General features: G+C 70.1%; 25 protein-coding genes. 20 read left to right on the forward strand and 5 right to left on the reverse strand.

The window, feature by feature from the left end; translation table 11 throughout:
• Positions 1-24: 24 nt before the first annotated feature.
• Complete coding sequence (locus ACEJ41_RS02770) at positions 25-546, reverse strand: Smr/MutS family protein (protein ID WP_374013275.1); 522 nt, start codon at positions 544-546, stop codon at positions 25-27.
• Between the two features lie 80 nt (positions 547-626).
• On the opposite strand from ACEJ41_RS02770, the gene surE reads away from it, so the two are divergent.
• The 4 genes from surE to ACEJ41_RS02790 are packed head-to-tail and all read left to right on the forward strand — an operon-like array spanning position 627 to position 3,592.
• Positions 627-1,421 carry a 5'/3'-nucleotidase SurE gene (gene surE, locus ACEJ41_RS02775; RefSeq protein ID WP_374013276.1) on the forward strand — a complete coding sequence of 265 codons (795 nt, stop codon included), beginning with the start codon at positions 627-629 and terminating at the stop codon, positions 1,419-1,421.
• A complete protein-coding gene (locus ACEJ41_RS02780; RefSeq protein WP_374013277.1) occupies positions 1,418-2,113 on the forward strand; it encodes a protein-L-isoaspartate(D-aspartate) O-methyltransferase in 696 nt (231 codons plus the stop codon). Before surE ends, ACEJ41_RS02780 begins: the two co-directional genes overlap by 4 nt.
• A gap of 14 nt (positions 2,114-2,127) precedes the next feature.
• A complete protein-coding gene (locus tag ACEJ41_RS02785; RefSeq protein ID WP_374013278.1) occupies positions 2,128-2,763 on the forward strand; it encodes an exopolysaccharide biosynthesis protein in 636 nt (211 codons plus the stop codon).
• A gap of 49 nt (positions 2,764-2,812) precedes the next feature.
• A complete protein-coding gene (locus ACEJ41_RS02790) occupies positions 2,813-3,592 on the forward strand; it encodes a peptidoglycan DD-metalloendopeptidase family protein (RefSeq protein ID WP_374013279.1) in 780 nt (259 codons plus the stop codon).
• Positions 3,593-3,742: 150 nt separating this feature from the next.
• On the opposite strand, the gene ACEJ41_RS02795 is transcribed toward ACEJ41_RS02790, so the two are convergent.
• Positions 3,743-4,123 carry an Mth938-like domain-containing protein gene (locus ACEJ41_RS02795; RefSeq protein WP_374013280.1) on the reverse strand — a complete coding sequence of 127 codons (381 nt, stop codon included), beginning with the start codon at positions 4,121-4,123 and terminating at the stop codon, positions 3,743-3,745.
• Between the two features lie 25 nt (positions 4,124-4,148).
• Complete coding sequence (gene yhbY, locus ACEJ41_RS02800; RefSeq protein ID WP_374013281.1) at positions 4,149-4,454, reverse strand: ribosome assembly RNA-binding protein YhbY; 306 nt, start codon at positions 4,452-4,454, stop codon at positions 4,149-4,151.
• 82 nt (positions 4,455-4,536) lie between these two features.
• Here yhbY and rlmE point away from each other — a divergent pair, with 82 nt between their 5' ends.
• From rlmE to ACEJ41_RS02860, 12 genes are all read left to right on the forward strand, one after another.
• The gene (rlmE, locus tag ACEJ41_RS02805; protein ID WP_374013282.1) at positions 4,537-5,175 is read left to right on the forward strand and encodes a 23S rRNA (uridine(2552)-2'-O)-methyltransferase RlmE; all 639 of its coding nucleotides are present in this window, start codon (positions 4,537-4,539) and stop codon (positions 5,173-5,175) included.
• A gap of 63 nt (positions 5,176-5,238) precedes the next feature.
• Positions 5,239-7,170, forward strand: a complete 1,932-nt coding sequence (ftsH, locus tag ACEJ41_RS02810) for an ATP-dependent zinc metalloprotease FtsH (RefSeq protein ID WP_374013283.1) — start codon at positions 5,239-5,241, stop codon at positions 7,168-7,170.
• 4 nt (positions 7,171-7,174) lie between these two features.
• Positions 7,175-7,489, forward strand: a complete 315-nt coding sequence (locus tag ACEJ41_RS02815) for a hypothetical protein (RefSeq protein ID WP_374013284.1) — start codon at positions 7,175-7,177, stop codon at positions 7,487-7,489.
• Between the two features lie 87 nt (positions 7,490-7,576).
• On the forward strand, positions 7,577-8,476 hold the full coding sequence (gene folP / locus ACEJ41_RS02820) for a dihydropteroate synthase (protein ID WP_374013285.1): 900 nt from the start codon (positions 7,577-7,579) through the stop codon (positions 8,474-8,476).
• A 12-nt stretch (positions 8,477-8,488) separates the two neighbouring features.
• The gene (putP, locus tag ACEJ41_RS02825; protein ID WP_374013286.1) at positions 8,489-9,976 is read left to right on the forward strand and encodes a sodium/proline symporter PutP; all 1,488 of its coding nucleotides are present in this window, start codon (positions 8,489-8,491) and stop codon (positions 9,974-9,976) included.
• Between the two features lie 11 nt (positions 9,977-9,987).
• Entirely contained in the window at positions 9,988-10,959 is a 972-nt protein-coding gene (gene miaA, locus ACEJ41_RS02830) for a tRNA (adenosine(37)-N6)-dimethylallyltransferase MiaA (RefSeq protein ID WP_374013287.1), read from the forward strand.
• Between the two features lie 60 nt (positions 10,960-11,019).
• Positions 11,020-11,295 carry an RNA chaperone Hfq gene (hfq, locus tag ACEJ41_RS02835; protein WP_374013288.1) on the forward strand — a complete coding sequence of 92 codons (276 nt, stop codon included), beginning with the start codon at positions 11,020-11,022 and terminating at the stop codon, positions 11,293-11,295.
• 14 nt (positions 11,296-11,309) lie between these two features.
• Entirely contained in the window at positions 11,310-12,629 is a 1,320-nt protein-coding gene (hflX, locus tag ACEJ41_RS02840; protein ID WP_374013289.1) for a ribosome rescue GTPase HflX, read from the forward strand.
• 72 nt (positions 12,630-12,701) lie between these two features.
• Entirely contained in the window at positions 12,702-13,082 is a 381-nt protein-coding gene (locus ACEJ41_RS02845; protein ID WP_374013290.1) for a RidA family protein, read from the forward strand.
• Positions 13,083-13,116: 34 nt separating this feature from the next.
• The gene (recG, locus tag ACEJ41_RS02850) at positions 13,117-15,252 is read left to right on the forward strand and encodes an ATP-dependent DNA helicase RecG (protein ID WP_374013291.1); all 2,136 of its coding nucleotides are present in this window, start codon (positions 13,117-13,119) and stop codon (positions 15,250-15,252) included.
• A gap of 101 nt (positions 15,253-15,353) precedes the next feature.
• Positions 15,354-15,602, forward strand: coding sequence for a type B 50S ribosomal protein L31 (locus ACEJ41_RS02855; protein ID WP_374013292.1), 249 nt, complete (start codon positions 15,354-15,356; stop codon positions 15,600-15,602).
• A 260-nt stretch (positions 15,603-15,862) separates the two neighbouring features.
• Positions 15,863-17,152 carry a citrate synthase gene (locus ACEJ41_RS02860; RefSeq protein WP_374013293.1) on the forward strand — a complete coding sequence of 430 codons (1,290 nt, stop codon included), beginning with the start codon at positions 15,863-15,865 and terminating at the stop codon, positions 17,150-17,152.
• 227 nt (positions 17,153-17,379) lie between these two features.
• Here the strand turns inward: ACEJ41_RS02860 and ACEJ41_RS02865 are convergent, their stop codons facing one another.
• Positions 17,380-18,033 carry a hypothetical protein gene (locus ACEJ41_RS02865; protein ID WP_374013294.1) on the reverse strand — a complete coding sequence of 218 codons (654 nt, stop codon included), beginning with the start codon at positions 18,031-18,033 and terminating at the stop codon, positions 17,380-17,382.
• Between the two features lie 96 nt (positions 18,034-18,129).
• Positions 18,130-20,607: a penicillin-binding protein 1A gene (locus ACEJ41_RS02870; protein WP_374013295.1), complete on the reverse strand. Its 2,478-nt coding sequence runs from the start codon at positions 20,605-20,607 to the stop codon at positions 18,130-18,132.
• Between the two features lie 220 nt (positions 20,608-20,827).
• Here ACEJ41_RS02870 and ACEJ41_RS02875 point away from each other — a divergent pair, with 220 nt between their 5' ends.
• The 4 genes from ACEJ41_RS02875 to ACEJ41_RS02890 are packed head-to-tail and all read left to right on the forward strand — an operon-like array spanning position 20,828 to position 23,866.
• Positions 20,828-21,886, forward strand: coding sequence for a pilus assembly protein PilM (locus ACEJ41_RS02875; protein WP_374013296.1), 1,059 nt, complete (start codon positions 20,828-20,830; stop codon positions 21,884-21,886).
• Positions 21,886-22,662, forward strand: a complete 777-nt coding sequence (locus ACEJ41_RS02880) for a PilN domain-containing protein (protein WP_374013297.1) — start codon at positions 21,886-21,888, stop codon at positions 22,660-22,662. The genes ACEJ41_RS02875 and ACEJ41_RS02880 overlap by 1 nt, the downstream gene beginning before the upstream one ends.
• Positions 22,659-23,321: a type 4a pilus biogenesis protein PilO gene (locus tag ACEJ41_RS02885; protein WP_374013298.1), complete on the forward strand. Its 663-nt coding sequence runs from the start codon at positions 22,659-22,661 to the stop codon at positions 23,319-23,321. Before ACEJ41_RS02880 ends, ACEJ41_RS02885 begins: the two co-directional genes overlap by 4 nt.
• Positions 23,322-23,368: 47 nt before the next feature.
• The gene (locus tag ACEJ41_RS02890; RefSeq protein WP_374014049.1) at positions 23,369-23,866 is read left to right on the forward strand and encodes a pilus assembly protein PilP; all 498 of its coding nucleotides are present in this window, start codon (positions 23,369-23,371) and stop codon (positions 23,864-23,866) included.
• The last annotated feature ends 12 nt before the right edge of the window (positions 23,867-23,878 follow it).

Genomic DNA, 23,878 nt, shown 5'->3' on the forward strand with positions numbered 1-23,878 from the left:
CACACCGGACCCGGCCGTACGGACTCAGCGGCGCGCCAGCAGGACCAGCAGTGCCCCGGTCCCGCCCTGGGCCGGCGGCGCCGAGTGGAAGGCCAGCACGTCACCGCGCTGGCGCAGCAGGCGGTCGACCAGGTTCTTCAGCACCGGCACGCCATCGCCGCCACCCTTGCCGTGGATGACCCGCACGCAGCCGTAGCCGGCATCGGCCGAATCGGCCAGGAATCGCGACAGCAGGGTTTCGGCCTGCAGCGCACTGGCGCCATGCAGGTCCAGTTCGTCCTGGGCGGAAAACTGGCCGCGGCGCAGGCGCTGCCAGTCGCGGCCGGTCACCCGCTGGCGGCGGAACGCACTGACGTCGCCACGCAGCAGCACCTCGTCCGGCGTATCGGCCAGGCGCCCGTGCGTGCCTTGCTCCTCGGCGTGGCGGCGCAGCGGAACGCGTGGACGCGGCGGCGCCGGCGGTGCCACCGCCGGCCTGCGCAACGGCGCGACCTTGCCGACCGCGGCGCGGAACAGCTCGGCGTCGTCCTCGTCGTCCTCGTGCATGCGCACAGCCTAGCGCAGCCGTGCGGCGCGGAACCGTGGCGGACGCTTCCGGTATCATTGGGCTGTTTTCGAGGAAGCCCATGCGCGTACTGGTTAGCAACGACGACGGTGTGGACGCCCCCGGCATCCACGTCCTGGCCCAGGGCCTGCGCGAGGCCGGTCACGAGGTCTATGTGGTGGCGCCGGACCGCGACCGTTCCGGTGCCAGCAACTCGCTCACCCTGGACATGCCGATCCGGATCAAGCGCCTGGACCACTACACCTGTTCGGTTGCCGGCACCCCCACCGACTGCGTGCACCTGGCCCTGACCGGCATGTTCGAGTTCGAGCCGGACATCGTGGTGTCGGGAATCAACAACACCGCCAACCTGGGCGACGACGTGATCTATTCGGGCACCGTGTCGGCGGCGATGGAAGGGCGCTTCCTCGGCCTGCCGGCGGTGGCGGTATCGCTGGACACGCGCAACCACGACGCCCGGCACTATCCCACCGCCGCGCGCGCAGCGGTGGAGATCGTCGCGCGCCTGTGCGCCGATCCGCTGCCGGCCGACACCATCCTCAACGTCAACGTGCCCGACCTTGCCTGGCAGGACGTGCGCGGCTTCGAAGTGACCCGGCTGGGCAACCGCCATCGTTCCGAGGCCTGCGTGCCGCAGGCGGACCCGCGCGGCCGCACCGTGTACTGGATCGGGCCGGCCGGGCCGGAGCAGGATGCCGGCCCCGGCACCGACTTCCACGCGGTGCGCAGCAAGCACATTTCGATCACCCCGATCCATGTCGACCTCACCCGCTACCAGGCCCTGGAAAAGGTGGCCGGCTGGGTGGGCGGCTTGACCGCCGCGCTCGCCAGCGACGCGCCCGGAGCCCAGTCATGACGCCGTCGCGGCTGCGCCTGCAATCGGGGGCCATGGGCGTGGGCATGACCTCGCAGCGCGTGCGCGATCGCCTGGTCGAGCGCCTGCGCGACGGCGGCGCCGGTGGCGACGGCATCGCCGACGAGAACGTGCTCAACGCGGTGCGCACCGTGCCGCGCCACCTGTTCGTGGACGAGGCCTTGGCCAGCCGCGCCTACGAGGACACCGCCCTGCCGATCGGCCATGGCCAGACCATCTCCCAGCCATGGGTGGTCGCGCGCATGACCGAGGTCGCGCTGGCCGCGCGGCCGCGGCGGGTACTGGAGATCGGTACCGGTTCCGGCTACCAGGCCGCGATCCTGGCCGCGCTGGGCCTGGAGGTGTACACGGTCGAGCGCATCGGCGAGCTGCTGCGCCAGGCGCGCAAGCGCTTCCGCGCGCTGGGCATGAACGTGCGCAGCCGCCACGACGACGGTCGCATCGGCTGGCCCGAGCATGCCCCCTATGACGCGATCCTGGTCACCGCGGCGGCCCCGGCGCTGGTCGAGGCGCTGATCGAGCAACTGGACGTGGGCGGGGTGCTGGTGGCGCCGGTGGGTGGCGCGTCCTCGCAATCGCTGCTGCGGCTGGTCAAGCGCGCCGATGGTGGCGTGGACGAAGAAGTGCTGGCGCCGGTGGTGTTCGTGCCGCTGCTGGCCGGCACCCTGGACTGAGCGGGACTGCGCCGATGCCGTCTCTTGATCCGGATGCGCCCCTGGGCGAGCAGTTGGCCACGATCATCGAGCAATTGCCCGCGGACCGCCTGACCCTGCGCGAGTTGCTGGCCACCTTCGGCGACGAGGGGCTGCTGCTGCTGGTGATGCTGCTGACCCTGGTCTTCCTGATCCCGGTTTCGGTCCCGGGCGTGAGCACCGTGTTCGGCGGCGCGATCCTGCTGGTGGGCATCAGCCGGCTGTCCCGGCGTCCGCTGTGGCTGCCGCGGCGGCTGCAGGACCGTGTGCTGCCAGCCGAGCGCCTGCGCCCCGGGCTGAGCGCCGGGCTGCGCTGGGTGCGGCGGATGGAGCGGATCAGCCGGCCGCGACGGCTGCGCGCACTGGCCGAAGGACGCGCTGCGCGCATGACCACCGACCTGGCCTTCATCCTGGCCGCGCTGCTGCTGATGGCGCCCTTCAGCTTCGTGCCTTTCAGCAACACCCTCCCGGCGCTGGCGCTGCTGCTGTACGCGATCGGCATGATCCAGCGCGACGGGGGCGCCATACTGCTGGGCCACGCAGCCAATATCGGCACCATGGTCTACTTTGCGGTGCTGGTTGGCGGCGGCGGCGCGGCCGCGCACGGCATCTTCCAGAAGCTGACCGGTTGACCGCATGCCGCGGCACCCAGACGGGCCCATACAGGAGACACGCATCCGCATGAGCAACGCGACCAACCCGGCAAGCATGGTGCTGCGCCTCGCGATCCTGGCCCTGGCCGTGCTGTTGCTGGCCGCCTGCGGCAAGAGCACGGTGGTACGCAGCCCGTCGGCCGCCGGCTCGACGCCGGTGTCCCAGCCGCGGCCGGGCGAGTCGGTGCTGGTCAGGCGTGGCGACACGCTGTATTCGCTGGCCCGCGCGCAGCGCGTGACCGTGGCCGACCTGGCGCGCTGGAACGGCTTGCAGCCGCCGTACACCATCTACCCCGGCCAGCGCCTGCGGCTGGGGCCTGGCAGCGGCACCACGGTGGCCACCGCGCCGCGCCCGAAGCCCGATGCCACCCCGGCCACGCCCGCGCCCCGGCCGCCCGCAACGCCGCCCGCGGCGACGCCGGCACCGGCCAGCAGTGGCTTTGCCTGGCGCTGGCCCGCGCAGGGCGTGCTGCTGGGCACCTACCTGGCGGGCGACAACACCCGCCAGGGCATCGACATCGGTGGCAGCAGCGGTCAGCCGGTGAACGCGGCGGCCGACGGCGTGGTGGTGTACTCCGGCGCCGGCCTGGTCGGCTACGGCGAGCTGATCATCGTCAAGCACAACGAGCAGTGGTTGTCGGCCTACGGGCACAACCGCAAGCGCCTGGTGGCCGAAGGCCAGAACGTGAAGGCCGGCCAGCAGATCGCCGAGATGGGCCGCACCGGCACCGCGCGCGACATGCTGCATTTCGAGATCCGCCACAACGGCAAGCCGGTGGATCCGTTGCGGTACCTGCCCCAGCGCTGACCTGCCCCCGGGATCACCCGCTGCACTCCTCCGCTCCCGGAGTCATCGGCAAGGCCGTTGTAGGAGCCGGTCTTGCCGGCGACCTCACACGCAATCGACCGCCGTGACCGCCCGCCATCGCGCATCGCCCGCAAGACCGGCTCCTGCGGGTCAGCCTGCGTCCAGCAGCAGTGCGGCCACCACGCGCCGGCCTTCGCCGGCCAGCACGTTGTAGGTGCGCGCGGCCGCGGCGTTGTCCATCACCTCCAGGCCCACGCCGCGGGTCAGGCAGGCAGCCATCGCCGCAGCCGGCGGGAACACCTGGCGCTGGCCGGTGCCCAGCACCACCAGTTCCGGTTCAAGCGCCAGCAAGGCCTGCAGGTGGGCCGGCTCCAGCGCGCTGGCTGCGGCCGGCGCGGCCCAATCCTCGAGCAACCGGTCGGGAGCGATCGCGAAACTGCGTTGCAGCACCCGGTCGTTGACCCGCGCGCTGTGGCCGTCGGCCGCGCGCAGGATCCAGGCGTAATCGGGGCGTTCGTGGCTCAGGTGCATGATGGGCTGGCAGGCGCCCGCCGGCTCAGGGCCGGGGCAGGACGATGTTGCGTTTTTCCCTGGCCGGCCGATACAGGGTGGCGGTGTGGCCGACCCGCTGCACGAGGGTCGCGCCACTGCGCGCGGCCAGCTCGCCGATGAGCACGTCGCGCGCTTCGCGATCCTCCGCCGCCACCTTCACCTTGACCAGTTCGTGGTGTTCCAGCACCTGGTCCAGCTCCGCCAGCAGTGGCGGGGTCAACCCTTTGCCGCCAACCTGCATCAGGGCGCGCAGGCCGTGGGCCTGGCCGCGAAGAAAGCGGATCTGGGCGGCGGTCAGGACGAAGGACATCGGTAGGAGGGGTAGCCGGGCGGATCAGGGTATCATGGCCCTCCATACCGCCGCGGGCGCTCGCGCGCCCGGCCCACGACGCATGTCCCGCAGCTCCCGCAGCAAGAGCAGCCATCGTTGGCTCCGCGAGCACTTTTCCGACCCCTACGTGAAAAAGGCCCAGGCGGCCGGCCTGCGTTCGCGCGCCGCGTTCAAGCTGGAAGAGCTGCTCGAACGCGACCGCCTGCTCAAGCCGGGCATGGTGGTGGTGGACCTGGGCGCCGCGCCCGGCGGGTGGTCTCAGTACGTGCGCCAGGCGCTGGGCGACAGTGGCCGGGTGCTGGCACTGGATATCCTGGAGATGCCGCCACTGGCCGGAGTCGAGTTCCTTCATGGGGATTTCAGGGACGATGCCGTCTTATCGGGGCTGGAGCAGTTGCTGGAAGGCCGCCAGGTCGACCTTGTGCTGTCGGACATGGCCCCCAATATGAGTGGCGTGGACGCGGTGGACCAACCGCGGGCCATGCACCTGGCCGAACTGGCGCTGGAGTTTTCCGACCATCACCTGCGCGCGGGCGGCGCCTTCCTGATCAAGCTGTTCCAGGGGGTGGGGTTCGACGACTACGTCCGCCAGCTGCGCCGCCGGTATGACAAGGTTGCCATCCGCAAGCCGGCGGCCTCGCGCAAGCGCTCGCCGGAGGTCTATGCCCTCGGGCAGGGCAAGCTGGCGCGGATGAAGTAAGCTCGAAACCGCTATCAAACCATTGCAGACACGCGCAGGACAGGCACACCGGAGCCGATGAGGATGAACGACTTGACCAAGAATCTGCTGCTTTGGGTGGTCGTCGCCGTCGTGCTGATGGTGGTGTTCCAGAGCTTCTCCCCGCGCGGCGGCACCGCCGTCAGCGGCGGCGAGACGCCCAGCTATACCCGTTTCCTGCAGGACGTGGATGCCGGCCGGATCCGTTCGGTGGTGTTCACCGACGAGAGCACCTTCACCGCCAATGCCATCCGCTACCGTCGCGCCGACGGCACCGAGGGCCAGGTGGTGGGGCCGATGGACGGCAAGCTGATCGACCAGCTGGTCAGCAAGAACGTGGACATCGTGCGCGAGAAGCCGGCCACCGGCCCCAGCTTCTGGAGCATCGTGCTCAACTTCCTGCCGATCCTGCTGCTGATCGGCTTCTGGATCTTCATGATGCGGCAGATGCAGGGCGGCGGTGGCGGTGCCAAGGGCGCGATGTCCTTCGGCAAGTCGCGGGCCAAGCTGCAGGGCGAGGACCAGATCAAGGTCACCTTCGCCGACGTGGCCGGTTGCGACGAGGCCAAGGAAGAAGTCGGCGAGCTGGTCGAGTTCCTGCGCGATCCGTCCAAGTTCCAGAAGCTGGGCGGCAAGATCCCGCGCGGCGTGCTGATGGTGGGCCCGCCGGGCACCGGCAAGACCCTGCTGGCCAAGGCCATCGCCGGCGAGGCCAAGGTGCCGTTCTTCTCGATTTCGGGTTCCGACTTCGTCGAGATGTTCGTCGGCGTCGGCGCCAGCCGCGTGCGCGACATGTTCGAGCAGGCCAAGAAGCACGCCCCGTGCATCATCTTCATCGACGAGATCGATGCGGTCGGCCGCCATCGCGGCGCCGGCCTGGGCGGCGGCCACGACGAGCGCGAGCAGACCCTGAACCAGCTGCTGGTGGAGATGGACGGCTTCGAGGGTGGCGAGGGCGTGATCGTGATCGCCGCCACCAACCGTCCCGACGTGCTCGACCCGGCGCTGCTGCGCCCGGGCCGCTTCGACCGCCAGGTCGTGGTCGGCCTGCCCGACGTCAAGGGCCGCGAGCAGATCCTCAAGGTGCACATGCGCAAGCTGCCGCTGGCCGACGACGTCGAGCCGCTGGTGATCGCGCGCGGGACCCCCGGCTTTTCCGGCGCCGACCTGGCCAACCTGGCCAACGAGGCTGCGCTGTTCGCCGCGCGCAACAACGAGAAGGAAGTGCGCATGGAGCACTTCGACCGCGCGCGCGACAAGATCCTGATGGGTGCCGAGCGCCGCTCGATGGCGATGAGCGAGGAAGAGAAGACGCTCACCGCCTACCACGAGGCCGGCCACGCCATCGTCGGCCGCCTGGTGCCCGAGCATGACCCGGTCTACAAGGTCACCATCATCCCCCGCGGCCGGGCCCTGGGCGTGACCATGTACCTGCCCGAGGGCGACCGCTACTCGATCAACCGGGTGGCGATCCAGTCGCAGCTGTGTTCGCTGTATGGCGGCCGCGTGGCCGAGGAGCTGATCTTCGGTGCCGACAAGGTCACCACCGGCGCATCCAACGACATCGAACGCGCCACCAAGATGGCACGCAACATGGTCACCAAGTGGGGCCTGAGCGACGAGATGGGGCCGATCGCCTACAGCGAGGACGAGGACGAGGTGTTCCTGGGCCGCTCGGTCACCCAGCACAAGAGCGTGTCCGACGACACCGCGCGCCGCATCGACGAGGTCGTGCGCGGCATCCTGGACAAGGCCTACAGCCGCACCACCGAGATCCTGACCGGCAACCTCGACAAGCTGCATGCGATGGCCAAGCTGCTGCTGGAGTACGAGACCATCGACGTGCCGCAGATCGACGCGATCATGGAAGGCCGCGATCCGCCGCCGCCGGCTGGCTGGGGCAAGTCGGGCAAGGGTGGCGACAAGGACGACCCGCGCCCGCTGCCTCCGGTGGGCGGTCCGGCGACCCAGACCTGACGGCATGGGCCGGCACGACGAGGTTGCGCAAGGCCGGGAATCGCCTGCGGTGAGCGGCTCGGAGCCGCCCGCGGGCAGCGAGGCCGCCGGCGCGCCAAGGCCCAGCTATTACATCCGCAATCCGTGGCGCAACTGGGGCGCCGCGGCCTTTGCCGGCGCCTCGTCCATGCTCACCTTCACCACGGTGTTCTACGCGCTGGGCAGGCTGCCACTGATCCTGGTCGGTATCAGCGTGCTGCTGGCGATGGTGGCATTCGGTTTCGGCATGTACGCGCGCCGGCGTGCCGCGCGCTTCGACGCGGACCTGTTCGGCCGCTGACCGCCGAGCAGGTGCTCCTGGCGGAGGATTGTCCCTGGCCGTTGCAAGGGCCAGACTTGTCGACACTTTCCGCCGGGATTCCCGCCGATGTTCGACCTCTCGCCCCGCCTGGATTGCGCCGGCCGGATCCTGGTGCTGGACCGCACCCGGGTCATGGGCATCGTCAACGTGACGCCCGATTCGTTTTCCGACGGCGGCGCGCACGCCACCGTCGATGCGGCGGTGGCGCACGGGTTGAAGCTGGCGGAGGAGGGCGCCGACCTGCTGGACGTGGGTGGCGAGTCCACCCGGCCCGGCGCCGAGGAGGTGCCGCTGGAGGAAGAGTTGCGCCGGGTGCTCCCGGTGGTCGAGCAACTGGCCGCCCGGACCGGATTGCCGATCAGCGTGGATACCTGCAAGCCGGAGGTCATGCGCGCGGCGGCCGCCGCCGGTGCAGGCATGATCAACGATGTCTGCGCATTGCAGCGCGACGGTGCGCTGGAAGCGGCCGCGGCCCTTGGCGTGCCGGTGGTGCTGATGCACATGCAGGGCCAGCCGCGCTCGATGCAGGAAGCGCCGCATTACGACGACGTGGTCGCGCAGGTGCACCGGTTCCTGGCCGAACGCATCTTCGCCGCGGAGCTGGCGGGCATCCCGAAGAAGAACATCGTGATCGATCCGGGCTTCGGTTTCGGCAAGCGCACCGCCCACAACGTGACCTTGCTGGCACAGCTGCAGCGGCTCACGGAGTTGGGCGTGCCGGTGCTGGCCGGGCTGTCGCGCAAGCGCAGCATCGGCGCGCTGACCGGGCGCGACGAACCAACGGCGCGGATGGCAGGATCGGTGTGCGCGCACGTGATCGCGGCCCAGCGCGGCGCGCGCATCGTGCGCGTGCATGACGTGGCCGCCACGGTGGACGCGCTGAAGGTCTGGGAGGCGGTGGCCGCGGTGCCGGAACCGCGCCGGGATGCGGCGCCCTCCGCGATCCAATGGCCGGACGACGTGTAGGCCGGCCCCGCGATGACCGCCAGCACGCCGCTGCTCGTCACCTTCCTGGCCTACCTGCTGCTGATGGTCGGGATCGGCCTGTGGGCCTGGTTCCGCACCCGCAGTTTCGACGACTACATCCTCGGCGGACGCTCGCTCGGCAGCGTGGTCACCGCGCTGTCGGCAGGCGCATCGGACATGAGCGGCTGGCTGCTGATGGGCTTGCCCGGCGCGCTGTACCTGTCCGGGCTGTCCGAGGCGTGGATCGCCGTCGGCCTGACCATCGGCGCGTGGCTCAACTGGCGCTACGTCGCCGGGCCGCTGCGTGTCTACACCGAGACGGCGCGCAACGCGCTGACCCTGCCGGACTACTTCACCCAGCGCTTCGACGACCGCAGCCGGGTGCTGCGGATCCTGTCGGCACTGGTGATCCTGCTGTTCTTCGCCGTCTATTGCGCCTCGGGCATGGTGGCCGGTGCGCGCCTGTTCGAGAGCGTGTTCGGCCTGCCCTATGCGCAGGCGTTGTGGTGGGGCGCGGCGGCGACCATCGGCTACACCTTCATCGGTGGTTTCCTGGCGGTGAGCTGGACCGATACGGTGCAGGCGACGCTGATGATCTTCGCCCTGCTGCTGGTGCCGGTGGTGGTGATCGTCCATGGCGGCGGCATCGCCCCGTCGCTGGCGCTGATCGAGCAGCTCGATCCGGCGCGGCTGCGCTGGGTCGGGGCCGGCGGGCTGCTGGCAGTGGTGTCGGCGATGGCGTGGGGGCTGGGCTACTTCGGCCAGCCGCACATCCTGGCGCGGTTCATGGCTGCCGAAAGCCTGGCAACCATCCCGCGCGCGCGCCGCATCGGCATGGCCTGGATGGTGCTGTGCCTGGGCGGGGCGGTGGCGGTGGGGCTGTTCGGCGTGGCCTATTTCGCCAGGTTCCCGGAGCAGGCCGGCGCGGTGCAGCAGAACCCGGAGCGCGTGTTCGTGGTACTGGCCGGCACGCTGTTCAATCCGTGGGTGGCCGGCGTGCTGCTGTCGGCGATCCTGGCGGCGATCATGAGCACGCTGTCGTGCCAGTTGCTGGTGTGCTCGAGCGCCTTGACCGAGGATTTCTACCGCGGCCTGTTGCGGCCGGCTGCCGGGCAGCGCGAACTGGTCTGGTTCGGGCGCGGCATGGTGCTGGCGGTGGCGGTACTGGCAATCTGGATCGCGCGCGATCCGGACAGTCGCGTGCTGGGGCTGGTCAGCTATGCCTGGGCCGGGTTCGGCGCCGCGTTCGGGCCGGTGGTGCTGCTGTCGTTGACCTGGTCGCGGATGACCCGCAACGGTGCGCTGGCCGGGGTCCTGGCCGGCGCCGCAACGGTGATCGTCTGGAAGCACTCGGGCAGCGACCTGTACGAGATCGTGCCCGGCTTCCTCGCCGCCGGCGTGGCGGTGGTCGTGGTCAGCCTGCTCGGCCGCGCGCCGCCGCAGGCGGTACTGGCCACCCACGCCCGGGTGCGTGCCGCGCTGCACGCGCAGCGCGACTGAGCCGCCACTGCGTGGGCATCGATACCAGGCCACCGGCGATCGCGGTGATGGGGCCCACCGCCTCGGGCAAGACCGCGCTGGCGATCGCGCTGGCGCAGCGTCATGGCGGCGAGATAGTCAGCGTGGATTCGGCCCTGGTCTACCGCGGCCTGGACATCGGCGCGGCCAAGCCGGACATGGCCGAGCGCGCGGGCGTGCCGCACCACCTGATCGACGTGCGCGATCCGTGGCAGGCCTACTCGGCTGCCGAGTTTGCCGTCGATGCGCGCACGGTGATCGACGGGATCGTCGCCCGCGGCAGGCTGCCGGTGCTGGCCGGTGGCACCGGGCTGTACTTCCACGCCTTGCTGCACGGGCTGTCGCCGATGCCGGCGGCCGACCCGGCACTGCGCCAGGCCATCGCTGCCGAGGCCGCCGAACGCGGCTGGCCGGCGCTGCATGCGCAACTGGCCCGGGTGGATCCGGAGGCGGCCACGCGCATCAGCCCCGGCGATGCACAGCGCATCCAGCGCGCGCTGGAAGTACAGCGCCTGAGCGGGCGTCCGATCACTGCCTGGCAGCGCGACCGGCCACCGCCGCGGCTGCCGCTGCGGGTGCTCAAGCTGGTGCTGGCGCCGGCCGCGCGCGCCGAACTGCACGCGCGCATCGCGCAGCGTTTCGAGATGATGCTGGCCGCCGGCCTGCTGGACGAGGTGCGGCGCCTGCGCGCACTGCCGGCGCTGCGTGCGCATCCGCGCCCGCTGGACCTGCCGGCCCTGCGCGCGGTCGGCTACCGCCAGGCGTGGGAGCACCTGGACGAAGCGTGCGATGCATCGCAGTTCCGCGCGCGTGGCATCGCCGCCACCCGGCAGTTGGCCAAGCGCCAGCTCACCTGGCTGCGCGGGCAACTGGACGGGCGCTGGTTCGACCCCGGCCGGCAAGGCGCGGACATGCACGAAGCGGTGCGGCGTTTCCTGCCGGCCGCCGCGCACCGGCTTGTGTAACATGCCCGGTACCGGGCGGGGAGCCCGGGTGGCCCATAAGAACAAGAAGGGGGAAGCCAGATGTCCAAGGCGCAATCGTTGCAGGATCCTTTCCTGAATGCACTGCGGCGCGAGCGCGTGCCGGTGTCGGTCTATCTGGTCAACGGGATCAAGCTGCAGGGCACGATTGAGTCCTTCGACCAGTTCGTGGTACTGCTGCGCAGTACCGTCAGCCAGATGGTCTACAAGCACGCGATCTCCACCGTGGTACCGTCGCGCAACGTCCGGGTCGGTCCCGGCGGTGGCTATGTACAGCAGCCCGGAGAGCCCGCCGAAGGCGAGGACCCCGGCGAGTGACGACGGAGTACTGATTGTTCGAACGTTCCCGCAAGGGTGAACACGCGCTGCTGATCCAGCCCCACGCCGGCGGCGCGGTGGCCGAGGATGTCCTCGAGGAGTTTGCAGACCTGGCCCGTTCGGCCGGTGCCAGCGTGGCTGCCACCCTGACCGCGCGCATCGACCGCCCCAACCCGGCCATCCTGATCGGCAGCGGCAAGCTGGAGGAGGTCAAGGCCGCGGCCGAGGCCACCGGCGCCGACCTGGTGCTGGTCAACCATCCGCTCAGCCCGGTCCAGGAGCGCAACCTGGAAAGGGCGTTGCAGCGCCGCGTGGTCGACCGCACCGGGCTGATCCTGGACATCTTCGCCCAGCGCGCGCGCAGCCACGAAGGCAAGCTGCAGGTCGAGCTGGCGCAGTTGCGGCACATGGCCACCCGGCTGGTCCGCGGCTGGAGCCATCTGGAGCGCCAGCGCGGCGGCTCCATCGGCCTGCGTGGCCCCGGCGAAACCCAGCTGGAAACCGACCGCCGGCTGCTGCAGAAGCGCCTGGAGCAACTGCAGCGACGCCTGGACAAGGTGGAAGTGCAGCACAGCCAGATGCGCCGCGCGCGGGTGCGCAGCGAATTGCCGCGGGTGGCGCTGGTGGGCTACACCAACGCCGGCAAATCCACCCTGTTCAACGCGCTCACCGGCGCCGACGCCTACGCCGCCGACCAGTTGTTCGCCACCCTGGACCCGACCGTGCGCCGCATCGCGCTACCCGGTGGCAACGTGGTCCTGGCCGATACCGTGGGCTTCGTGCGCGACCTTCCGCATGAACTTGTGGCCGCGTTCCGTTCCACCCTGTCCGAAGCGCGCGAAGCGGACCTGCTGCTGCACGTGATCGACGCGGCCGACCCGCAGCGTGACGAGCGCATCGCCCAGGTCGACGTGGTGCTGGCCGAGGTCGGCGTGGGCGACCTGCCGCAGTTGCTGGTGTTCAACAAGATCGACCGGATCGAAGGCGCCGAGCCACGCCACGACAACGCCGGGGCCGCTGCCGACGAGCCGGGCCACCGCGAGCGCGTGTGGCTGTCCGCGCGCGACGGTCGCGGCCTGGAACTGCTGCAGGCCGCACTGGCCCGGCGCCTGGACCTGCAGCGGGTGCAGGGCGAACTGCGCCTGCCGCCACAGGCCGGGCGCCTGCGCGCGCGGCTGCATGCGCTGGATGCCGTGCGCAGCGAGCAGGCCGATGAACACGGCTGGCTGCTGCAGGTGGACCTGGCGCGCGCCGAGGCCGAGCGGCTGGCCGCAGGCGCCGGTGGCATGCCACTGCACGCGCTGCTGCCCGCCCGCGACGACGCGCAGGAATGAGCGCGGCCGGCGCGCCGCGTGCGCCGCCGGCCAGGCGCTAGAATCGGAGCTCGTTCCATCACGGGAAACCCCATGTTCCAGATCGTCCAGACCGGGCACGCGCCGGCGGCCATCGGCCCCTACTCGCAGGCCGTCCGCAGCGGCAACACCGTGTACTTCTCCGGCCAGATCCCGTTGCTGCCGTCCACCGGCGAAGTGGTCGACGGCGACATCACCGCGCAGGCGCGGCAGGTATTCGAGAACCTGCGCGCGGTCGCCGAGGCGGCGGGCGGTTCGCTTGACCGGTGCGTGCGCCTGGGCCTGTACCTGACCGACCTGTCGCAGTTCGCCGCGGTCAACGCGGTGATGCAGGAGTACTTCACCGCACCCTTCCCGGCGCGCTCGACCATCGGCGTGTCGTCCCTGCCCAAGGGCGTGGCGTTCGAGGCCGACGCAGTGATGGTGCTGGACTGACCCGCATCGCCGGCCCCCGCAGGTGCACGCCGACGTGAGCGCCACCCGGCAGGCCGCACCCGCGCTGGCCGGCGGCGATACGCCGCTGGCGTCGCTGCGTGGAGTGGGCGATGCGATGGCGGCCAGGCTGGCCGCGCGCGGCCTGGTGACGGTGCAGGATCTGTGGCTGCACCTGCCGCTGCGCTACGAGGATCGCACCCGCCTTGAGCGGATCGTCGAGCTGCGCCCGGGCGTGCCGGCCCAGGTGGAGGGCGTGGTCGAAGCGGTCGAGCGCGGTTTCCGCTATCGCCCGCTGCTGCGGGTCGCGCTGACCGACGATTCGCACGCCACCCTGGTCCTGCGCTTCTTCCATTTCCGTGCGGCCCAGGCTGCGCAGTTCAGGCCAGGGGCACGACTGCGCTGCTACGGCACGCCGCGTCCGGGCCAGCACGGGCTGGAGATGGTCCACCCCAGCTACCGCCTGCTCGGCGATGAGCCCGCGCCTGCGCTGGGCGACACGCTCGACCCGGTCTATCCGGCAGTGGAGGGCGTGGGGCCGGCAACCCTGCGCCGCCTGATAGGCCAGGCCCTGGACCTGCTGCCCGATGCCGCCACCCTGGAACTGCTGCCTGCCGGGCTGGCCGGGCTGGCCGGATTGCCGGGGCTGCGTAATGCATTGCTTGCATTGCACCGTCCCGCGCCGGATGCGGACCTGGCGGCGCTGGCCGCCGGCACCCACCCGGCACAGCGCCGCCTGGCGCTGGAGGAGTTGCTGGCCCACCACCTGAGCCTGCGCCGGCAGCGGCTGGCGCAGCAGCGCCTGCGCGCGCGCGCGCTGGACGGCCCCGGCGTGCTGGCCCGGCGCCTGCTCGAGTCGCTGCCTTTCTCCCTCACCGGCGCGCAGCAACGGGTGTTCGCGCAGGTGCGGGAGGACCTGGCCCGGCCCTCGCCGATGCAGCGGCTGGTGCAGGGCGATGTCGGCTCGGGCAAGACCGTGGTCGCCGCGCTGGCAGCGGCCCTGGCGGTGGAGCGTGGTGCACAGGTCGCGCTGGCTGCGCCAACCGAGCTGCTGGCCGAGCAGCACCTGGCCAACCTGCGCGCGTGGCTGGAGCCGCTGGGCATCCGGGTGGCGTGGCTGGCCGGCAAGGTGACCGGCAAGGCGCGCACGCTTGCGTTGGCCGACGTGGCATCGGGCGAGGCGCAGGTGGTGGTCGGCACCCACGCGCTGATGCAGGAGGGCGTGGCGTTCCATGACCTGGCCCTGGTCATCGTCGACGAGCAGCACCGCTTCGGCGTGCAGCAACGCCTGGCCCTGCGCGACAAGGGCCCGGCGCACGGCCTGGTGCCGCACCAGCTGGTGATGACCGCCACCCCGATCCCGCGCACCCTGGCGATGACGGCCTACGCCGACCTGGACGTATCGGCGATCGACGAATTGCCGCCCGGCCGCACCCCGGTGACCACGGTGGTGCTCAGTGCCGAGCGCAGGCCCGAACTGGTCGAGCGCATCCGCGCCGCCTGCGCCCAGGGGCGCCAGGCCTACTGGGTGTGCACCCTGATCGAGGAGACCGAGGAGGACGCCAGGCCGGGGCAGGGAGCCCGGCTGCAGGCGCAGGCCGCCGAACGCAGTTTCGAGCACCTGTCCCAGCAACTCCCGGGCGTGCGCGTGGGCCTGGTCCACGGGCGCATGAAGGCTTCGCAGAAGCAGGCGACGATGCGTGCGTTCAAGGACGGCGCGCTGGACCTGCTGGTAGCCACCACCGTGATCGAGGTCGGGGTGGACGTGCCCAATGCATCGTTGATGGTGGTCGAGAACGCCGAGCGCCTGGGCCTGGCCCAGTTGCACCAGTTGCGTGGCCGGGTCGGGCGCGGCGCGGCCGCTTCCAGTTGCGTGCTGCTCTACCAGCCGCCGCTGTCGGCCCTGGCGCGGCAGCGGCTGGAGGTGTTGCGCGGGACCGGCGACGGCTTCGTGATCGCCGAGAAGGACCTGGAACTGCGCGGTCCGGGCGAGTTGCTGGGCACCCGCCAGACCGGCCTGGCCGCCTTCAGGATTGCGGACCTGGCCCGGGATGCGGGCCTGCTGCCGCAGGTCCATGCACTGGCCGACCACCTGCTGGCCCATGCCCCGGACGTGGCCGGGCGGGTGGTCGCGCGCTGGGTGGGCGGCGCCACCCGCTACGCGTCCGCCTGACCGCAGCCGCCGTGGCAGGGGCCGATTGCCCCTCAGCTTGCGCCGGAGGCCATTGGGCCGCTAGAATGCCGGGCTTCGTTCCATTGCCAACGGTATGCGCCATGAAGGCCGACATCCATCCTGATTACCGCGACGTCGTCTTCCATGACGTCACGTCCGATTTCAAGTTCCTGACCCGCTCGACCATGGCCGGCAGCGCCAAGGACACCGTGAAGTGGGAAGACGGCAACGAGTACCCGCTGGTGAAGCTGGAAATCTCCTCGGCCTCGCACCCGTTCTACACGGGCAAGCACAAGGTCATGGACACCAGCGGCCGCATCGACAAGTTCCAGCGCCGCTACGCGCGCTGAGCCCGAGGCCGTCCCTGGCGGGCGGCCCGGCGATCGTATGCTGATCCGGGAACGGCCGCGCTTGCGCGGCCGTTCTGCCGTGCGCAGGACGGCGCAACGCGTGCCATCGGCAGGCCGAAACAGCGTGCGCGGGGCAGGCCGGGGTCCACGGGCTGTGCGATAATTCCGGGGTTTCGCGGCCGCGGCCGCGGACTCCCCTCCCGCGTTGCCCGGGCGTACCCGCGCCGGCGCGGCGCCTACCCCACAGAGGAGCGCACACCGTGTCCAATCCCGACCAGGTCACGTTGAATGCCGGCGACAAGTCGGTGTCCCTGCCGGTACTCAAACCGACCCTGGGCAACGGCTGCATCGACGTTTCGAAACTGACCAGGGAAACCGGTCTTTTCACCTACGACTCCGGCTTCACCGCCACCGCCAGCTGCAAGTCGGCCATCACCTATATCGATGGCGACAACGGCGTGCTGCTGTATCGCGGTTACCCGATCGAGCAGCTGGCCGAGCACTCCAGCTTCCTGGAAGTGGCCTACCTGCTGATGAACGGCGAACTGCCGTCAGCGGGCGAGTTCGAGAAGTTCGAAGACAAGGTGACGCATCACACGATGATGCACGAGTCGCTGAAGAACTTCCTGCAGGGCTTCAACTACGACGCGCACCCGATGGCCATGCTGGCCAGCAGCGTGGCCTCGCTGTCGGCGTTCTACCACGACACCCTGGACCTGGCCGACCCGGAGCAGCGCCGCCTGGCCGCGATCCGCCTGCTGGCCAAGATGCCGACCCTGGCCGCAGCGGCATACCGGTATTCGATCGGCTGGCCGATCCGCTACCCGCGCAACAACCTCAAGTACGTGGACCGCTTCCTGCACATGATGTTCGAAGTGCCCAGCGAGCCGCTGCAGCTCAACCCGGTGGTGGCCAAGGCGCTGGACCTGCTGTTCATCCTGCATGCCGACCACGAGCAGAACGCATCCACCTCCACGGTGCGCCTGGTCGGTTCCACCGGCGCCAATCCCTATGCCTCGGTGGCCGCTGGCATCACCGCGCTGTGGGGCCCCGCACACGGTGGCGCCAACGAGGCGGTGCTGAAGATGCTGGAGGAGATCGGCGACGCGAAGAACGTCGAGTCGGCCGTGGCCAAGGCCAAGGACAAGGAGTCGGGCTTCCGCCTGATGGGCTTCGGCCACCGCGTGTACAAGAACTTCGACCCGCGCGCCCGGATCATCCGCGAGATGACCCACAAGGTGCTGGGCGAGCTGGGCATCGACGACCCGCTGCTGGAAGTGGCGTTGCGGCTGGAAGAGGCCGCGCTGAAGGACGACTACTTCATCCAGCGCCGGCTCTACCCGAACGTGGATTTCTACAGCGGCATCATCTACAAGGCGCTGAAGATCCCGACCGAGATGTTCACCGTCATGTTCGCCATCGGCCGCACCGCCGGCTGGGTGGCGCACTGGCTGGAGCAGCAGGTGGACCCGGACGCCAGGATCGGGCGTCCGCGCCAGATCTACACCGGCTACGACAAGCGCGATTACAAGGCCCAGGGCCAGCGCTGAGCCGGCCGGCCCGGCCTGCGTGACCACGGACGCCCCGCCTTTGCGGGGCGTCCGTTTTTTCCCGGTTGCCGCAAGTGCATTCCGCGCCGCAGGCACCTCCCCTGCAGGAGCCGGCCTGCAGGCGACCAGCTATCCGGATTGGCCGCCGCGATCCATCCGCCTTCGGGTTGCCGGCAAGGCCGGCTCTGCAATGGAGCAACTCCGCCGGTCGCCGGCAAGGCCGGTTCCTACAGGGGGCGGGAGTCCTCGTAGGCGGCGATCTCTTCCTCGGCCAGCAGCTGGCGCAACCGGGCCAGCGAGGCGCGTGGCATCGGCCGCTCGTCGATGGCCGACAACGGCGCCTGGCGCACCGTGTCCAGCGGCAGCACCGCCACGTCGAAAGCCACCTCCTCGGCGACGAACAGCCATACCGGCGCGTCGATCGCACGGTGGCGGTCCAGGCGCATCCGGCGTTCGCGCGCCTGGGCGGGGATGCCGTGCAGGTCCAGGAAGTGGGCCACCGCGTCGGGGTCGTCCGCGTGCAGGTGCAGGTGCACCGGCGAGGCATCGTCGGCAGTGCCTTCGAGCACCGGCCCGACCAGCCGCGGCTGGAAATCGGCGAAGAATTCCAGCGCATGCGTGGCCGCCTCGCGCAGCCGCCGCAGCACGATGTCCTGGGCCTGGCCGAGGAAGATGCGCTGGTACTGGCGCAGCGCGTCCTCGATCTCGCGGTTGCGCGGCAGCGAGGCATCGTCGTGGATGCCCAGCCGGCCGGCGGCCTTGAGCTTGGCCTGGTGGTAGTCGCGGATGCCGCCCTCGGCCATCAGCCGGGCGGCCTCGTGGGCCAGGCGCTGGCGGCGCTCGCTGGTGCGGGTCTGGGCGTGCTGGCGGGCGCGGTGCATGGCGACACTCCCGTGACGAAGCCGCACCGACTGTAACGCACCGGCGTGACGGGTCAATCGACGCGCGCGGGCGATGGCCTGCGCGCGTCGCGGCACTCAGAAGATGTCGAACGCCGCCTCGTCGTCCAGTTGCTCGGGGCCGAGGAAGTCCAGGCTGCTGTGCATGCGATCCAGGTCCTCCACCTTCACGTACTCGGCCAGGCCGCTGCCGTCGGTGGAGATGTGGCCGGTATTGTCGACGTAAACCTTCACCATGCCCGCCGGCGGCTCGTTGGCCGCGATCGGCTTGTCCTCCAGGGCCACGCGCATGAAGTCGATCCAGACCGGCAACGCGGCACGGCCGCCGTATTCGCGATAGCCAAGCGAGCGGAAGTCGTCGCGGCCGATCCACACCGTGGTGGCCAGGGGCCCGCCGAACCCGGAGAACCATGCATCGCGGTGGTCGTTGGTCGAGCCGGTCTTGCCGCCCACGTCGTCGCGGCCAAGCACCCGTGCCGCGGCACCGGTGCCACGCCGGACCACGTCGCGCATCATCGATACCAGCTGGTAGGCGGTGCGTTCGTCGATGGCACGCGGTGCCAGCTTCGCGTCGGCCGCCGGCACCTGTTCGGCCGCCGCATCCTCGCCTGCGTTGCCGCTGTCCGCTGCGCCAGCCGCCGGTCGCGTCGGCCGCGTCGCCGGCAGGGCCCCGAAGTTGAAGCCGTCCACCACCTGCGACGCGCCGGCCACGGCGCGGCCGCCCACGGTGGCGCAGGTGCGGCAGGCGCGCGCGGGGTTTTCCTTGAACAGCACCTGGTTGTCGCGGTCGCGGATCTCGTCGATGAACCACGGGTCCACGCGCGAGCCGCCGTTGGCAAACACCGCATAGCCGCGCGCCACCGACAGCGGGGTCAGCGAGGCGGTGCCCAGCGACATCGACAGGTTCGGCGGCAGTTCGGCCGGCTCGAATCCGAACTGGGTGATGTAGTTGCGGGCGAACTCCACGCCGATGGTGTCGAGCATGCGCACCGAGACCAGGTTGCGCGATTGCACCAGCGCCTCGCGCAGGCGCATCGGCCCGCGGAAGCCGCCGCCGTCGTTCTGCGGCGACCAGGTGTTGCCGCGGCGGTCCCGGAACACCACCGGCGCATCCAGCATGATCGAGGCCGGGTTGAAGCCCTTCTCGAACGCGGCCGCGTACACGAACGGCTTGAAGCTGGAGCCGGGCTGGCGGCGCGCCTGGGTGGCGCGGTTGAACTTGTTGCCGGAGAAGCTGTAGCCGCCGACCAGGGCGCGCATCGCGCCGTCGTTGGCGTCCAGGCTGACCAGCGCGCCCTGGCCGCGTGGCACCTGGTCGAGCAGGTACTGGCCCGGCTCCTCGCCGGCACGCACCCGGACCACGTTGCCGCGCTTGAGCAGGGCGGCCGGTGACTTGCCGGCCCAGCGCGACGCGCCTGCGGCCAGGGTGACCCTGCTGGCGTCGGCCAGCACCACCTGGGCGCTGCCGTCGGCGGCGGTGGAGGCCACCACCGCCGGCAACAGGTCGGCCTGGACCACGCTGCCGGACAGGGCCTTGGCCAGGGCTGCATCGTCGGCACCCGCGGGCAGGTCCAGCTCGCGCTCCACCCCATGCCAGCCGTGGCGATGGTCGTAGGTGTGCAGGCCGTCACGCATGGCCTTGTCGGCGGCTGCCTGCAGCACCGGGTCGATGGTGGTGGTCACCCGGTAGCCGCGGGTCACCGCCTCCGGGCCGAAGCGCGCGATCATCTCCTGGCGCACCATCTCGGCCACATAGGGCGCGGGCACCTCCACCGGCGGCTCGTGCGGGGCCGCGTGCATCGGCACCGCGGCGGCCACGGCGGCCTCGGCGGCGCTGATGTATCCCAGCTCGGCCATCCGCTCCAGGATGTAGTCACGGCGCACCCGCGCACGCTCGGGGTTGCTGATCGGGTTGCCGGACGAGGGGAACTTGGGAATCCCCGCCAGCGAGGCCATCTCGTCCAGGTCCAGCTCGCCCAGCTTCTTGCCGTAGTAGAACTCGGCGGCGGCGGCCACGCCGTAGGCGCGGTTGCCGAAAAAGCTCTTGTTGAGGTACAGGGCCAGGATCTCGTCCTTGCCCAGCTCGCGCTCCATCCGCACCGCCAGCAGCATTTCGGCCAGCTTGCGCCGGTAGCTATACTCGGAGCTGAGGAAGAACTGCCGGGCCACCTGCTGGGTGATGGTCGAGCCGCCCGGCACCCGCTTGCCATCGGTGGTTGCCAGCAGCCAGACCGCGCGCGCCACCCCCTTGTAGTCGACCCCGCCGTGCTCGTAGAAGCGCGCGTCCTCGATCGCCAGGAAGGCCTGGCGCAGGCGTGCCGGCACCTCGTCGATTTCCACGGGATAGCGCCGGCCTTCGCCGAAGACCGCCATCAGGCGGCCGTCGGCGGCGTGGACATAAAGCGGCTCCTGCATTTCCACTTCGCGCAACGTCGAAACGTCCGGAAGCTGGTCGGAAATCACGTAATACAGGGCTCCAAGGGCAGTTGCGCCCAACAGGGCCAGGCCTGCGAAGGCGAACAGCGCCCAGCGCAGCAGGCGACGGAATCGGGGCATCGAGCGGGTTTCCGATTGCAGATTTTGCGGCCGCAGAGTATAGATGAGCGCAGGACCTGGCCGGGGGGCGGGCCCGGGGAGAGCGGCAGGGCATATCCACCTTTGCGTGACGGGCATCGCAGCCTGATTCGCAGGGGGGTGTTGCCAAGTCGGAAAAAGTCGTTATTTAATGTACGGGCACAGGTAGTGCGTCCAAGTGCCCGTCGGCAGGGGAGAAACCGTGGGGCTCATCCCGAAAAGCCAGTCGCCGCTGATCGGCGTCGACATCAGTTCGACTGCGGTCAAGCTGCTGCAGCTGTCGCGCAGCGGCAACCGTTATCGCGTGGAGCACTACGCGGTCGAGCCATTGCCACCCAATGCGGTGGTCGAGAAGAACATCGTCGAGGTCGAGGCGGTGGGTGAGGCCATTCGCCGCGCCGCCACCCGGTCCGGCACCCGGATCAAGCATGCCGCCGCGGCGGTGGCCGGTTCGGCGGTGATCACCAAGATCATCCCGATGCCTTCCGACCTGGACGAGGGCGACATGGAAGCCCAGGTCGAACTCGAGGCGGTCAACTACATCCCGTACCCGATCGAGGAAGTGAACCTCGACTTCGAGGTGCTCGGGCCCATGCCCAACAACCCGGAAATGGTCCAGGTGCTGCTGGCTGCCTCGCGTTCGGAGAACGTCGAGCTGCGCCAGTCGGCACTGGAGCTTGGCGGGCTGACGGCCAAGGTGATGGATGTGGAAGCGTTCGCGGTTGAGAACGCCTTCGCCCTGATCGCCGATGGCCTGTCGGTGGGCCGCGAGGGCGTGGTCGCGCTGGTCGACATCGGCGCCACCATGACCACCCTCAACGTGCTGCGCGACGGCCGCAGCCTCTACAGCCGCGAGCAGGTGTTCGGCGGCAAGCAGCTGACCGACGAGGTCATGCGCCGCTACGGCCTGACCTACGAGGAAGCCGGCCAGGCCAAGCGCCAGGGCGGCCTGCCGGAGGCCTACGAGGTCGAGGTGCTGGAGCCGTTCAAGGAAGCCACCGTCCAGCAGATCAGCCGCCTGCTGCAGTTCTTCTACGCCGGCAGCGAGTTCAACCGGGTCGACCAGATCGTCCTGGCCGGCGGCTGCGCGGCCATCGTCGGCCTGCCCGAGATGGTCGAGGAGCAACTGGGCGTGCCCACCCTGGTGGCCAACCCGCTGGCGCAGATGACCCTCGGTCCGCGCGTGCAGGCCCATGCCCTGGCCCAGGATGCGCCGGCGCTGATGATCGCCACCGGCCTGGCCCTGAGGAGCTTTGACTGATGGCCCGGATCAACCTATTGCCGTGGCGCGCCGAGCGCCGCAAGCAGCGCCAGCGCGAGTTCCAGAGCATGCTGGGATTGGCCGCCCTTGGCGGCCTGCTGCTGTCATTCCTGGTCTGGTTCCACTACGACCGGCAGATCAGCGGCCAGCACGAGCGCAACAGCTTCCTCGAAGACCAGATTGCCCAGGTCCAGAAGCAGAACGAGGAAATCAAGGAGCTGGACGCCAAGAAGGACCGGCTGCTGGCGCGCAAGAAGGTGATCGAGGAACTGCAGGCCAACCGCTCGCAGATGGTCCACCTGTTCGATTCGCTGGTGCGCACCATCCCGGATGGCGTGATCCTGACCTCGCTCAAGCAGGAAGGCGAAGTCCTCACCCTGCAGGGCAGTGCCCAGTCCAACGCCCGGGTCAGCAGCTACATGCGCAACCTCGAGGGTTCGGGCTGGATGACCAAGCCTGACCTGTCGATCATCGAGGCGCGCAAGGACGACAAGACGGCGTCGAGCGGCCGCACCCTGCCGTACGACTTCACCCTCAAGGTGCGCCTGGCCAACCCGACCACCGACGAGGACGGCAACCCGATCACCGATCCGGATGCGCAGGCCGCGGCCCTGGCCGCAGCCCAGGAGGCGGTGGCCGCGGAAGAGGGCCCTGCCGCCGCACCGGCTGGATCCGAGACGGCCCCGGCCACTGAAACAGCGCCCGCCGATGACGCGCCGCAGGAGCCGGCACCGGCTTCCGAGCCGGCCACGACCCAGGGGAGCCCGGCGTCATGAGCCAGAAGAAGAAGTTCAAGGTCAGCGATCTTGATTTCAACAACATCGGCGGCTGGCCGCAGCAGGCCAAGGTGGGGTTCTGCGTCCTGGTGGCCATCTTCATCCTGGTGATGGCCTACCTGCTGGTGATCCGCGGCAAGAGCGAGGAACTGCAGGGCCTGGAGAGCAAGGAGGCCCAGCTGCGCACCACCTTCGAGGTGGAGCAGGGCAAGGCCGCCAACCTCGAGCCGCTGCGCCAGCAACTGGCGCAGATGGAGCAGGTGCTGCAGCAGATGCTGCGCCAGCTGCCCAGCCGCACCGAAATGCCGGACCTGATCATCGACATCTCCCAGACCGCGTTGTCCAGTGGCTTGACCAACGAGCTGTTCCAGCCCGGTCCGGAGACGCCCAAGGAGTTCTACGCCGAGAAGCCGATCGCACTGCGCATGGTGGGCAACTACCACCAGTTCGGCGCCTTCGTCAGCGGCGTGGCCTCGCTGCCGCGCGTGGTCATCCTGACCATGCACGACATCCAGCTGCAGCCCAAGGAAAAAGGCCAGGGCATCAGCCGCGCCGGCTCGCTGGAGCTGTCGGGCACGGTGAAGACCTACCGCTACCTGGATGAGACGGAGATGGAGGAGATGGCAGCAGAGCAGGCCGTGCAGGGGGGAGCGCAATGAACATGCGACCTGACCACGGCTGGCTGCGTGTCGTCGGCGCCGTGGCGATGATGCTCGCCCTGGGCGCGTGCGGACGCGGTGTCACCAGCACGCCCGGTGATGCGCCGAACCTCGAGAAGTGGGTGGCCGACGTCCGCGCCCGTCCCGCACCGCCCCTGGACCCGCTGCCGGTGATGCAGCAGTTCGAGACCTTCGAGTACGCCGCCCAGGATGTCCGCGATCCATTCAGCGATGCCTGGAGCAGTCCCAATGGCGGTGGTACCGGGCTGCGGCCCGATCCCAATCGCCGCAAGGAGCCGCTCGAGCAGTACCCGCTGGACAGCCTGGACATGGTCGGCACGATCGGCGCGGGCGGCGGGCTGGTGGCGCTGGTAATGGCCCCTGACCGGGTGACCCACCGCATCCGCCCTGGCGCCTACCTGGGGCAAAGCGACGGCAGGGTGACCTCGGTGCACGAGGACAGGGTTGAGCTGGTTGAACTGGTGCCGGATGGCGCGGGTGGGTGGCTGGAACGTCCGGCTTCCATCGCGCTCGAAGATCAATGATTAGGGGACACA

Origin of the sequence: Pseudoxanthomonas koreensis (genome assembly GCF_041890415.1) — a bacterium.
In the GTDB taxonomy this organism is placed as follows: Bacteria; Pseudomonadota; Gammaproteobacteria; order Xanthomonadales; family Xanthomonadaceae; genus Pseudoxanthomonas; species Pseudoxanthomonas koreensis_A.